General features: G+C 60.5%; 11 protein-coding genes and 1 pseudogene. 8 read left to right on the top strand and 4 right to left on the bottom strand.

From position 1 onward, the window contains the following. A partial coding sequence (locus AC1D2Q_RS26445) for a carbon starvation CstA family protein (RefSeq protein ID WP_477815105.1) occupies positions 1 to 445 on the bottom strand: 445 nt, incomplete at its 3' end. Between the two features lie 242 nt (positions 446 to 687). On the opposite strand from AC1D2Q_RS26445, the gene AC1D2Q_RS26440 reads away from it, so the two are divergent. Both AC1D2Q_RS26440 and AC1D2Q_RS26435 read left to right on the top strand, forming a co-directional pair. After that, positions 688 to 2,049, top strand: a complete 1,362-nt coding sequence (locus AC1D2Q_RS26440) for a cache domain-containing protein (protein WP_477815104.1) — start codon at positions 688 to 690, stop codon at positions 2,047 to 2,049. A 33-nt stretch (positions 2,050 to 2,082) separates the two neighbouring features. Further along, a complete protein-coding gene (locus tag AC1D2Q_RS26435; protein ID WP_028940608.1) occupies positions 2,083 to 2,715 on the top strand; it encodes a response regulator in 633 nt (210 codons plus the stop codon). A 6-nt stretch (positions 2,716 to 2,721) separates the two neighbouring features. Here AC1D2Q_RS26435 and AC1D2Q_RS26430 read toward each other — a convergent pair whose 3' ends face one another. Next, positions 2,722 to 3,243 carry a transporter suffix domain-containing protein gene (locus AC1D2Q_RS26430; RefSeq protein ID WP_477815103.1) on the bottom strand — a complete coding sequence of 174 codons (522 nt, stop codon included), beginning with the start codon at positions 3,241 to 3,243 and terminating at the stop codon, positions 2,722 to 2,724. A 206-nt stretch (positions 3,244 to 3,449) separates the two neighbouring features. On the opposite strand from AC1D2Q_RS26430, the gene AC1D2Q_RS26425 reads away from it, so the two are divergent. From AC1D2Q_RS26425 to AC1D2Q_RS26415, 3 genes are read left to right on the top strand one after another with little or no spacing between them, the layout of a single operon-like run. Next, complete coding sequence (locus AC1D2Q_RS26425; protein ID WP_477815102.1) at positions 3,450 to 4,988, top strand: efflux transporter outer membrane subunit; 1,539 nt, start codon at positions 3,450 to 3,452, stop codon at positions 4,986 to 4,988. After that, positions 4,981 to 6,120 carry an HlyD family secretion protein gene (locus tag AC1D2Q_RS26420; protein ID WP_477815101.1) on the top strand — a complete coding sequence of 380 codons (1,140 nt, stop codon included), beginning with the start codon at positions 4,981 to 4,983 and terminating at the stop codon, positions 6,118 to 6,120. Before AC1D2Q_RS26425 ends, AC1D2Q_RS26420 begins: the two co-directional genes overlap by 8 nt. After that, positions 6,110 to 7,141: a DUF2955 domain-containing protein gene (locus tag AC1D2Q_RS26415; protein WP_477815100.1), complete on the top strand. Its 1,032-nt coding sequence runs from the start codon at positions 6,110 to 6,112 to the stop codon at positions 7,139 to 7,141. Before AC1D2Q_RS26420 ends, AC1D2Q_RS26415 begins: the two co-directional genes overlap by 11 nt. On the opposite strand, the gene AC1D2Q_RS26410 is transcribed toward AC1D2Q_RS26415, so the two are convergent. Both AC1D2Q_RS26410 and AC1D2Q_RS26405 read right to left on the bottom strand, forming a co-directional pair. Further along, on the bottom strand, positions 7,126 to 7,566 hold the full coding sequence (locus AC1D2Q_RS26410; protein WP_477815099.1) for a hypothetical protein: 441 nt from the start codon (positions 7,564 to 7,566) through the stop codon (positions 7,126 to 7,128). The two genes, AC1D2Q_RS26415 and AC1D2Q_RS26410, sit on opposite strands and share 16 nt — an antisense overlap. Beyond that, positions 7,563 to 8,489, bottom strand: a complete 927-nt coding sequence (locus tag AC1D2Q_RS26405; RefSeq protein ID WP_477815098.1) for a helix-turn-helix domain-containing protein — start codon at positions 8,487 to 8,489, stop codon at positions 7,563 to 7,565. The genes AC1D2Q_RS26410 and AC1D2Q_RS26405 overlap by 4 nt, the downstream gene beginning before the upstream one ends. A 160-nt stretch (positions 8,490 to 8,649) precedes the next feature. Here AC1D2Q_RS26405 and AC1D2Q_RS26400 point away from each other — a divergent pair, with 160 nt between their 5' ends. The 3 genes and pseudogenes from AC1D2Q_RS26400 (at position 8,650) to AC1D2Q_RS26390 (ending at position 12,470) form a co-directional block, all read left to right on the top strand. Next, complete coding sequence (locus tag AC1D2Q_RS26400; RefSeq protein ID WP_428635171.1) at positions 8,650 to 10,008, top strand: glutamine synthetase family protein; 1,359 nt, start codon at positions 8,650 to 8,652, stop codon at positions 10,006 to 10,008. Positions 10,009 to 10,083: 75 nt separating this feature from the next. Continuing rightward, positions 10,084 to 11,172, top strand: a pseudogene (locus AC1D2Q_RS26395) (polyamine ABC transporter substrate-binding protein). Then, complete coding sequence (locus tag AC1D2Q_RS26390; RefSeq protein WP_477815097.1) at positions 11,169 to 12,470, top strand: NAD(P)/FAD-dependent oxidoreductase; 1,302 nt, start codon at positions 11,169 to 11,171, stop codon at positions 12,468 to 12,470. The pseudogene AC1D2Q_RS26395 and the gene AC1D2Q_RS26390 overlap by 4 nt, the downstream one beginning before the upstream one ends. The last annotated feature ends 1 nt before the right edge of the window (position 12,471 follow it).

Genomic DNA, 12,471 nt, shown 5'->3' with positions numbered 1-12,471 from the left:
CGCCCAGGGAACGGCCGTTGCGGCGGGTGGACATGAACAGGACCATGAAGTCCTGAACCGCACCGGCCAGCACCACGCCGGCAATCAGCCACAGCGTACCGGGCAGGTAGCCCATCTGCGCCGCCAGCACCGGACCGACCAGCGGCCCCGCGCCGGCAATGGCTGCGAAGTGGTGACCAAAGAGTACGTGTTTATTGGTCGGCACGTAGTCCAGACCATCATTATTGAGTACGGCGGGAGTGGCTCGATTGGGGTCGAGTTGCATCACCTTGGTGGCGATGAACAGGCTGTAATAGCGGTATGCGACGAGGTAGATAGCGACGGCTGCGACTACGATCCAGAGGGCGTTGATGGCTTCGCCGCGGCGCAGGGCCACGACACTTAGCGCAAACGCTCCCAAGACAGCCACGGCAAACCAGGCGAGGTGTTTAGCCAGACGGGGCATAGCGTGTCTCCTGCCGACAGTCAGTGACTGCGGCGGTAATTATTATAATTGTGTCCGCTTTGCGGAGCGGGCCCAATATCCACCCATGCTGTCGACAAATAAATCCGCGTTACTACGTACGTGGCGTCTACGTAGTTCTACGTAGACGGTTTGTCATTCTGTCCAGCACCGCTACTGGAGGCGCGTATCTTTGGCATATGATGCCGGGCCTTCGCCCTCCCTCGGTCTGGCCAGGAGTAGAAATGCAGCTCAAACACAAAATCGTCGCGCTCGGCATTCTGCCGCTGGTGTTGGCGATCGCGGTCATCTGTGCGCTGGTGATTTCCCTGAACCGCCAACTGGGCGATCAACAGGCGCAACTGATCGAAGACAGCATTCTGGCCAGCAAGCGCGCAGAGCTGAAAAACTACGTTGAAATGGCGCAAAGCCTGATCGCGCCGCTGTACGACAACGGCCGTGGTGACGAACACGCACAGCAACAAGTGCTGGAAGAACTGCGCAAGCTCAGCTTTGGCATCAACGGCTACTTCTTCGTCTACGACCGCGAGGGCCGCAGCCTGATGCATGCACGCCAGTCGGAGCTGGTGGGCCAATACCTGTGGGACATGAAAGACCCTCACGGCCTGCCCGTAATCCAGGCGTTGCTCAAAAGCGCGGCATCCGGCGAAGGCTTTCAACGTTACGCCTGGAACAAACCCTCTTCCGGCCAAGTGACCGACAAGCTCGCCTACGTAGTGATGCTCGATCGTTGGGGCTGGATGCTCGGCACCGGCATCTACCTTGAAGACGTTGAACGCGCCACCCAGCAAGCGCGTGCCGAGGTGGCTCAGGGCATCCGCACAACCATGTTAGCGATTGCCGCAGTAGCGCTTGTGGCAGTGCTGTTTGTGTTCGCCAGCGGCATGACGCTGAACGTCAGCGAACATCGCCTGGCCGACAAAAAGCTGCAGCGCCTGACCCAACGCATCGTCAGCTTGCAGGAGGAAGAGCGTTCGCGGGTTTCCCGAGAGCTGCACGACGGCATCAGCCAGCTGCTGGTCTCTATCAAGTTTCAGTTCGAACTGGCCAGCCATGTGCTGGAGAACGGTCAGGACAAAGGCTTGAGCATTTTAAGAGACGCCACCGAGCGCCTGGGGGAAGCGATCGGCGAGGTTCGCAGCCTCTCCCACGACCTGCGCTCATCGTTGCTCGACACCCTCGGCCTGCCGGCGGCAATCGGTCAACTCGCCGCCGAGTTCGAGCAACGCAGCGGTCTTGTTGTAACCTTCAACGATAACGAATTCGACTGTCACCTGGCCGATGGCGCCGCCGCCTCGCTGTTTCGCATTGTGCAAGAAGGCCTGACCAACATCGAACGCCACGCCCAGGCAAAACACGTCATCATTACCCTGCACGGCTGCGAAAAGTCCGTACGGTTGACGGTGATCGATGACGGCAGAGGTTTCAATGTCGCCCAGGTCGAGCGTCGCCAGGCCGGCATTGGCCTGCGCAATATCCGTGAGCGAGTCGAGCATTTTGGCGGTCGATTCGACCTGACCTCGATGCCGGGAAGAAGTGAGCTGGACGTGCTGCTGCCGATGAAGCCACCCGGTACAGAACGCTGACTCAACCCATAACAATTAGAGTGAATGCCTGCGATGAACTTGCCCTACCCGATCCGCGTCGCCCTGGTCGACGATCACTCCCTGGTCCGCGATGGAATCAAATCGCTGCTGGCGGTCATGGCGCCGCTGGAAGTGGTGGGCGAAGCCGAGAATGGCGCCGATGCCATTGCGATGGTCGGGCGCTGTCAGCCGGATCTGTTGCTGGTCGACATCAGCCTGAAGGATATCAACGGGCTCGAGCTGACCCGGCTGTTGCGCAGCCAGTACCCGTCGCTCAAGGTGTTGGTGCTGAGCATGTACGACAACTACGAATACGTCAGTGAATCCGTGCGCTCGGGCGCCAGTGGCTATGTGCTGAAGAACGCGCCTTCACGGGAAATCATCGCGGCCATCGAAGCCATTGTCAGTGGTGGGACGTTCTACAGTGCCGAAATCGCCCAACGGCTTATCGCCGATAAAAGTACCGACAACGAACTGACACCACGCGAGAGCCAGGTGCTGTACAAAATGGCTCAGGGGTTGAACAACAAGGAAATGGCTCGTGAGCTGGACATCAGCGTCCGCACGGTGGAAACCCATCGCCTGAGTATCCGCCGCAAACTCAACATCGACAAACCCGCCGCCCTCGTAAAATACGCGATCGATCACGGGATCATCTCTCGTTAGAAGCACTCACACCGTACTCACGTTGACAACACGCGCCGTGCGGATAAACAAAGCACGCACCTTGTCCCAGAAATTCCCGCCCAGTACGAAAAAGCTGCCGACCAACATGGCATCGCCCAGCGCCTGGGCCTGCCAGAGGTTCGGTCTCAGCCCCGGCCACAGCGTGTCCACGTAAGGTTCGAGAAATGATGAAATCAGTGGCAGGCAAAACATCACCAGGCCAATTCTATGGCGAGCCGGGCCTACTTCCAGTTCAGTCGGTGCGAGCGTGGAAACATAGCCAAACACGCTGCGCTTGAGTTGCTGAAAACCGGACTTGCCCATGACGGCGATGGCGAGGATCAGCAGAATCTTGTTGCTGATAAACAAAATGCCTGTCAGTGCCGCGATCTTTGGGCCGGGCACATCCGCGGCGGCGGCGAGCGGCACCGTCAACCAGGAGATCACCGTCAAACTGAGTATCGCAATGCCTGCTTTGAAGCGCCAACCGGTGGAGATGGGGGCAATGTTGTCCTGGGGGCTGGTCATGGTCTTCGTACCCTTCATATTCACCCGAATGAATAACTTTCAAAAGCGTAGCAGTTGCTCGATACCCTGTTTGTCAAACATGACTTTGTGTTTGTCTTGGCTGTACTAACCTAATCAAAACCGGTTCAAGCCCGCCCAACAGCCAGGGCATTCAACATTGGGGACGCTCGGATGAGGTTTTCCCGTGACCAACTTACAGTGCTGCGATGCTGACGCGCCCGGGTCCGCTGCTTCTACTGGTTGCCCTCGCTCTTGGCGGTTGCGTGCGTCTGGGGCCGGATTTCCAGGCCCCGGGCGAGGCCTGGACAAAACTCTGGAGCAGCCCCGCGCTTGAACAGGCCAGCGAAAGACGCGCCTATCCCGATGTGCGCCAGTGGTGGCAAGTGTTCGCCGACCCGGTCCTCGACGGGCTGATTGCCGAAGCGGATGCGCACAATTCCAACCTGAAGATTGCCGGCCTTCGCGTAATGGAAGCCCGCGCCAGGCTGGGCATGGCGCAAAGCGGACGCTATCCGCAACTGCAACAGGCCAGTGCCGAAAGTCTGTACTTCAACCGCCGGCAATCCGGCGGCAGCAACCCGCAAGACAGCCATTTCTGGCAACACAGCGTGGGCTTTGATGTCGGTTGGGAGCTGGACTTCTGGGGACGTTTCAGTCGGGCCATCGAGTCGTCCGATGCCAGTTACTTTGCGGCTCAAGCCAATTATGAGGACGTACTGGTACTGCTGCGTGCTCAAGTGGCCGATACTTACTTCTCATTGCGCACCACCGAAGCGCGTTTACGTGTCGCCCGAGAAAACGCCGAACAGCAAAAGCGCAACTTTGAAATCACCGAGAAACTGTTCAACAGCGGCCAGAGCGCCGAACTCGACTTGCAACAAGCCAAGACCCAGTACCTGGGCACGTTGAGCAGCATTCCGGAGCTTGAGGGGCAAGTACTGCGTACCCGCAACGCGTTGGCCGTGCTGACAGGGCAACCGCCCAACGCCCTGCCCCAATTGCTCGAAAACCAAGGACTGATTCCGCTGGTAGACCGTGCCGTGCTGCAAGACGTACCCGCCAGCCTGCTGTTGCGTCGACCGGACGTACGCGCCGCCGAACTCAACGTCGCCGCCCAATCGGCACTGATCGGCGTGGCAGAAACCGATTTCTATCCGTCGCTGACCTTGCTCGGCAGCATCGTCTGGTCGACCGACACGCTGAAGGGCACCTCCAATAGCCTGGACCTGATCGGCGGCCCCAGTTTGCGCTGGAACCTGTTTGATCACGGCCAGATCAGCAACAACGTGCGGGTCCAGGATGCGCGCTTGCAGCAGCTGATTGAGGCTTATCGCGACAAAGTCCGCCAGGCCGCGCGCGAGGCCGATGATGCCGCCAGCGGCCTGAGCAAATCACTGGAACGCGAGCGCATCCTGCGTGAAGCGCAGGTCGCCGCCAAGCGCTCGCTGAGCCTGGCCAACAGCCAATACCGCGAAGGCTACTCGGACTTCCAGCGGGTGCTGGATGCTCAACGCGCACTGCTCCAACAGCAGGACAATTACCTGCTCAGCCGCAGCGATGCCGTGAGCAATCTGATCGCCCTGTACAAAGCCCTCGGCGGTGGCTGGTACAGCGCTCTGCCACCCGTCGACCCAGGCACTCGCCAACAAATGGAACACCGCACCGACTGGGGCGACCTGCTGAATGAACCAGTCCCTTCGCGAGCCCTCTCTTCCACGTCAGACAAGGTCAAAGCCGATGAGTGAGCCCTCACCGCCCGCCACTGAAGCGCCCTCTTCCAAGGCGCCCGAACCGGCTGCCGATCCGGCGAAAAAAGGCATCAAATGGGTGCTGCTGCTGATCGTCCTGAGCCTGGCCTGGTATCTGTTGGCTGACCGTTTCACGCCGTATACGCAACAGGCTCGGGTCGGTGCCTTTGTGATTCCGGTGGCGGCCGAGGTGGCCGGTCAGGTGATCCGCGTGAATGTGCGCAACAACCAGGACGTCAAGGCCGGCGATGTGCTGTTCGAGGTCGATCAGCAGCCCTATCAAATAGCCGCCGACCGCGCACGCGCTGATCTTGAGTCTACCCGCCGGCAGATCGGTGCCAGCACTGCCGGCATTGCCTCAGCGCAAGCCTCGTTGCGGGCGGCCCAGGCCAATGAACTCAAGGCCCGGCAGGATAACGAACGCCTCGAAAGCCTGTACCGCCAAGACCGCGRAACCATTTCCGTGCGCTTGCTTGAAGCCTCTCGGGCCAGCCGTGAACAGGCCGTCAGCCAGGTTGCCGCGGCCCGTGCCGAAGTGCAGCGCGCACGGGAACAGGAAGGCGGCAGCGAGGAAGACAACGCGCTGTTACGCAGCGCCGCCACGGCGTTATCAAAAGCCGAACTCGACATGGCCAACACCCAAGTCCGCGCGCGCTCGGCGGGTTTGATAACTGACCTGCGCACCGACGTCGGCCAATTCGCCGCGGTCGGCACGCCGGTCATGACCTTGATTGCCATCCACGATGTGTGGATCAGTGCGGACATGACCGAGAACAACCTGGGGCGGGTCAAGCCTGGAACTCCGGTGGCGATCGTGCTGGACGCGCTGCCGGGCGAGGTCTTCGAGGGACGGGTGCGCAGCGTCGGCTACGGCGTCAGCGTGGGGCAAACGCCGGCGCCAGGCACCTTGCCCAGTGTGCAAAACAGTCGCGACTGGTTGCGTCCGGCCCAACGCTTCCCGGTGATCATCGAATTTTCTGACGAGGCGATGCAGGTGCTACGTGACAATCGCGCCATTCGTGCCGGGGGCCAGGCCGAAGTCATGGCCTTTCCTGTGCAGAACCCTCTGCTGAATCCCTTGGGGCGCTTGTTTGTGAGGCTGATGAGCTGGCTGTCTTATGCCTACTGATCGTCCGCCCGGATTTCAACGGGCGCCGCGTCTGGCCATTGGCACGGCGCTGTGCCTGGCCATCAGCTTCGGCCTGGCGCTGCCGATCCCGTTTATTGCGCCGGTGCTTTGCGTGTTGCTGTTGGCCACGCTTAACAAACCCCTGCCATTCAAGGCCGGCGCGATGCTGGCAGTGGTTGCGATGCTGACCACCGGCATCGGGCTGTTATTGATCCCGGTCCTGCGCTATTACCCCCTCAGCGGTGTGCTGCTGATCGGTGTCAGTCTGTTCCTGGCCTTTGGTTTCGGGCTGCGCGGCGGCAACACCTTGGTCGTGACCTTTCTGATCATTGGCCTGACGATGATTTCCTCAGCCGGCGTTGCCGAGTTCGATCTGGCGATGATGGTCATCGGTGCTCTGGTCAAGGCCTTGCTCCTCGCCGTCATTGTCGTAGCGATCAGTCACTGGCTGTTTCCCGACCCGGCCAATGCGCCCTCCCCACCTGCCGCCAGCGCTATGCCGGCGCAAGAAGTGCCCAGGATAGCGCTGCGTGCCACCCTGATCGTGATGCCGGCGTTCCTGTTGGCGCTGATCGACCCGGCCAGTTATCTGCCGATCATTTTGAAAGCGGTCAGTCTGGGCCAGCAGAGTTCAACGGTAACGACGCGCAACGCCAGTCGCGAACTGCTCGGCTCGACCTTGATGGGCGGGCTGTTGGCCATTGTGTTCTGGTGCGCGCTCAGCCTGTTCGTGCACTTGTGGATGTTCTTTCTGTGGATGCTGCTGTTCGGCTTGCTGTTGGCGCGCAAGCTCTATGCCCTGAGTCCGACTCGACAAACCCCGGGGTTCTGGCTCAACAGCCTGGTCACGCTGATCATCCTGCTGGGCCAGTCGGTGCAGGACAGTCTTGCCGGCAAAGACGTCTATACCGCCTTCGCCGTGCGCATGGGGTTGTTTATCGCCCTCACGCTCTATGCCGACCTGATGGTTCACCTGATCGAACAGCGGCAGCGAACGCCGGGGGCTCAGGGCGTTACCTGATAACCCCGACCTTGCAGGCAGCTGGTATAGGCAGTTGAACTGGTCGCCGCGCTGTTTTTTTGCTGCGCACGGCGCTCCTGGCGCTGGCGTGCGCCGCCGACCACCGCGGTTTGCCCGGCTCTGTTCTGGCGATAGTCCTGTTTCACATCGTCGTCGACCCGATCGTAAAACTCGTCATGCTGACGCCCTCGCACCTCAGCGCCCACCGACCCGGCAGCGGCACCCACCGCAGCACCGCGCAAGCGCCCGCCCGAGGGTGGTGGAGTCGAGGCGCTCTGACTCGCCGCGACATTGCGGCAATCGTTGATGTCCAGCTGGATTTGTTGCGAACTCTGCCCTTTCAAGGGCACGACCGTTTCGGCCTGAACCTGCGTGTAAGCCATCGACATGACAACACACAGACTAATAGACGATAACCGACTCATGATGATCTCCGACCAGGTCCACTGTGTTGGCGGGCGAGCGTCTGGCTGGGAAATTCCTGGAACAACGCTCGATAACTGCTGGAAAATCGCCCCAAATGCCAGAACGACCAGTGCATCGCCACTTGCGCGACTGTCGTGTCGCCGGCCGTTCGGCTGAGCAACTCACGGCGCGCACTGTTGAGCCGGCGCAAGCGCAACCAATGCGAAGGCGTCATCCCGGTATACGCCTTGAACGCGTGCTGCAACTGACGCAACGAAACCCCGGCCACCAGGGACAGTTCCAGCAAGTTTAGGGTTTCTTCCGGGGTATCGGCGGCCCATTCGGCGACGCGCTTCATGATCGTTCGCTCTTCGGCCCGACGCTGCATGCCTGCGCGATCCAGACACACACAGGCGTTATCGAGGATGAACAAACAGTCCTCCAGCAACTGCTGGGTCAATGCCTCTTTGCTCGGCGGATCCAGCGTTTGTTCCAGTCGCGTCAAGGTGCCGCTCAACCAGCGGCTGAACAGCGCGTTCTGCCCGCAATTGAGCGGCGACATAAACAAGCCTTCGAGCCGCGCCACGTCCAGGCCATGCCGTTGAACGAATTGCGGCCCGAACACCACGGCGATTTCCTGGTAGTTCTCCGGGGTGATCCAGATGTTGCGGCTCTCGCCGTTCAACATGTACAGCGAGTTGTCATTGCGATCGAAACAAAACGCCAGTGAGCCTTCGGGGGCGCTGAAATTCTGCTCGACCCGAGTGTTCATCTGCTCTTCGTAAATCTCCACGCCTTGCAAGTCCAGATAGCGCACCCGCCCGGCGAAATGCCCCGGCGACATCTGCTGATAGTGCTGCACCCAACCCGGTGTGGCGCGGATCTGCTCGGCCACGTCGGCGGTGTTGAAGGCTTGAACCTGTAACGGATTGCACGCTGTCATGGGGTGACCTTACGCACTCGTTTGGTGCGTTTTGGTGCTGCTTAAAGTGGATAGATGGAACGCCACGGCCCGCCCAAGATAGTCGTCAACGCGCCACAGGGGAAGTGTCCGGTGGATCAAGGCGCCTTCCGGCGTAACTCAAACCAACAATGAGGTCCTTATGAATGTCCCTTTCGATCAGCTGTTCACGTGGCTGAAAGATCACAAGATTACCGAGGTCGAGTGTGTGGTCAGCGATTTGACCGGCATTGCTCGCGGCAAGATTGCACCCACCAACAAGTTCCTGCATGAGCGAGGCATGCGCCTGCCGGAAAGTGTGCTGTTGCAAACGGTAACCGGGGACTTTGTCGACGACGACATCTACTACGACCTGCTCGACCCGGCCGACATCGACATGGTCTGCAAACCTGTCGCCGACGCGGTTTACGTGGTGCCGTGGGCCATCGAACCCACCGCCATCGTGATCCACGACACCTTCGACAAGTTCGGCAACCCCATCGAACTGTCGCCGCGCAACGTGCTGAAAAAAGTGCTGCAGCTCTACACCGACAAAGGCTGGCAGCCGATTGTCGCGCCGGAGATGGAGTTCTACCTGACCCAGCGCTGCGAAGACCCGGACTTGCCACTCAAGGCCCCGCTGGGGCGTTCTGGCCGCGCGGAAAGCGGTCGTCAGTCGTTTTCCATCGACGCCGCCAACGAGTTCGATCCACTGTTTGAAGACGTCTACGACTGGTGCGAACTGCAGGGCCTGGACCTCGACACGCTGATCCACGAAGACGGCCCGGCACAGATGGAAATCAACTTCCGTCATGGCGATGCGCTGGACCTGGCAGACCAGATCACCGTGTTCAAACGCACCCTGCGCGAGGCGGCACTCAAGCACAACGTGACTGCGACTTTCATGGCCAAACCCATTGGTGACGAACCTGGCAGCGCCATGCACATCCATCAAAGCGTGGTCGACATCGCCAGCGGCCAGCCGATCTTTGCCGATGCCGACGGGCAGATGAGCGCGCTGTTCCGGCACCACATCGGCGGCCTGCAAAAGTACATCCCCAAAGTGCTGCCGATGTTCGCGCCCAACGTCAACTCGTTCCGCCGCTTCCTGCCCGACACCTCCGCACCGGTCAACGTCGAATGGGGCGAAGAAAACCGCACCGTCGGCCTGCGCGTGCCAACCTCGAGCCCCGACGCCATGCGCGTGGAAAACCGTTTGCCGGGCGCCGACGCCAACCCCTATCTGGCGATTGCCGCAAGCCTGCTGTGCGGCTATCTGGGCATGGTCGAACAGATCGAACCGAGCGCCGCGGTGCAGGGTCGTGCCTACGAGCGACGCAACCTGCGCCTGCCGATCACCATCGAGGACGCACTCACGCGCATGGAAGAGTGCGAAACCATCAAGCGCTACCTGGGCAGCAAATTCGTCCGGGGGTATGTCGCGGTCAAGCGCGCCGAACACGAGAACTTCAAGCGTGTGATCAGCTCCTGGGAGCGCGAGTTCCTGTTGCTCAGCGTCTGATCACAATCTCCTGTTAATGATCGTTCCCTCGCTCTGCGTGGGAACGATCACCAAATAACTCAAAGAGGTGTCGATATGCGTCTATTGAAATCCGTGGTTCCGGTCGCGCTGGCGGTGTTGTTCAGCGCCGGGGCGCAGGCTCAGCCGAGCGTCAGCGTCTACAACTGGACCGATTACATCGGCGAGACCACCCTCGCCGACTTCCAGGCAAAAACCGGGATCAAGGTGATCTACGACGTATTCGATTCCAACGAAACCCTGGAGGGCAAACTGCTTGCCGGCCGCACCGGGTATGACGTGGTGGTGCCGTCCAACCACTYTCTCGCGCGCCAGGTAAAGGCTGGCGCGTTCCTCAAACTGGATCGCTCGCAGCTGCCCAACTTCAAAAACCTCGACCCGAAATTGTTGACGCTGCTGGAGAAAAACGATCCGCAGAACGCGCATTCAGTGCCGTACCTGTGGGGCACCAACGGCATCGGTTACAACGTCGACAAAGTCAAACAAGTGCTGGGCATCGATCACATCGATTCCTAGGCCGTGCTGTTCGAACCCGAGAACCTGAAAAAACTCAGCCAGTGCGGCGTGTCGATGATGGACTCGGCCGATGAAGTCTTCCCGGCAGTCCTCAACTACATGGGCATGGACCCACGCAGCGAAAACCCTGAGGACTTTAAAAAAGCCGAAGCCAAACTCTTGAGCATCCGGCCTTACATCACCTATTTCCACTCCTCCAAATACGTCTCGGACCTGGCCAACGGCGACATCTGCGTGGCCTTCGGTTACTCGGGTGATGTGTTCCAGGCGGCGAACCGGGCCAAGGAAGCGAAGAACGGTGTGAACATCGCCTACTCGATCCCCAAGGAAGGCAGCAACCTGTGGTTCGACTTGTTGGCGATTCCTGCCGACGCCAGCAACCCGAAACAGGCCCACGCCTTCATCAATAACCTGCTGGACCCGCAAGTGATCGCCAAGGTCAGCGCCTCGGTGGGTTATGCCAACCCGAACCCGGCGGCCAAGGCATACATGGACGCTGGGCTGGTCAATAATCCAGAGGTCTACCCACCCCAGGATGTCCTCGACAAACTCTACATCTCCACCACCCCGCCCCAGGCGATCATGCGTCTGATGACCCGTTCCTGGAGCAAAGTGAAGTCCAACCAATGAATCAGCATGACAAGCAACATGCCCGTTCCTATTACGCGGCATCGGCCAATGGCATGGCACCCTACCCTACGCTGGATTCGGACCTTGAAGCCGATGTCTGCGTGATCGGTGGCGGGTTCACCGGGGTCAACACCGCGATCGAACTGGCACAGCGCGGGCTCTCGGTGATTCTGCTGGAGGGCCGGCGGATCGGCTGGGGCGCCAGCGGTCGTAATGGCGGGCAGTTGATCCGTGGCATCGGCCATGACGTCAGTGGGTTCGCCCGTTATGTCGGCGAGGAAGGCGTGCGTTATCTGGAGCGTGCGGGTATCGAGTCCGTGGAACTGGTGGGCAATCGCATCCGTGAACATGGCATCGATTGCGACCTGCGCTGGGGGTTCTGCGAGCTGGCCAATACCCCGGCGCAGTTCGCTGCGTTCAAGGCTGAGCTGCAAAGCCTCGCCGAGTTGGAGTACGCCCATGAAACCCGACTCGTCGGCCCCGAGCAGATCCGCCAGCAAGTGGTGGGCTCGGACCTTTATGCCGGCGGCCTGATCGACATGGGTTCTGGGCACTTGCATCCGCTGAATCTGGTGCTCGGCGAAGCGCAACTGGCGCAATCCCTCGGGGTACGGATTTTCGAGCAAAGCCCGGTGCTGGAGTTGGTCCACGGCAGCACCGTGCAGGTTCGCTGCGCCGGCGGTACAGTGCGCGCCGGCAGCCTGGTGCTGGCGTGCAACGCACATCTGGAAGAGCTCGAACCGCGTTTAAGTGGCAAGGTGCTGCCGGCGGGCAGCTACATCATCGCCACCGAACCGTTGGCACCCGAAGTGGCCGCTCAACTGATCCCGCAGAACCTGGCGCTGTGCGACCAGAAAGTCGGCCTCGACTACTATCGGCTCTCGCCGGATCGACGCTTGCTGTTTGGCGGTGCCTGCCATTATTCCGGGCGCGACCCCGTGGACATCGGCGCCTATATGCGGCCGAAATTGCTCAAGGTCTTCCCGCAATTGGCGGATGTGCGCATCGACTACCAATGGGGCGGCAAGATCGGCATCACCGCCAACCGTTTCCCCCAGGCCGGCCGCCTGAGCCAGTACCCGAACGTGTTTTACGCCCAGGGTTATTCCGGCCATGGCCTGAACGTGACCCACTGGTGCGCCCGGCTGCTGGCCGAAGCGATTCAGGCCGGGCACAGCCAGGGGCTGGACGTGTTCAGCGCCGTGCCGCACATGACCTTTCCCGGCGGACGAGCCCTGCGCTCACCGCTGCTGGCGCTTGGCATGTTCTGGTACCGGTTGCGCGAATTGCTCGGTTGAC

It is taken from the genome of Pseudomonas sp. P1_A1, from assembly GCF_056406935.1.
Note: the sequence above shows the minus strand (reverse complement) of the source record. Positions and strands in the feature narration are given on the sequence as shown.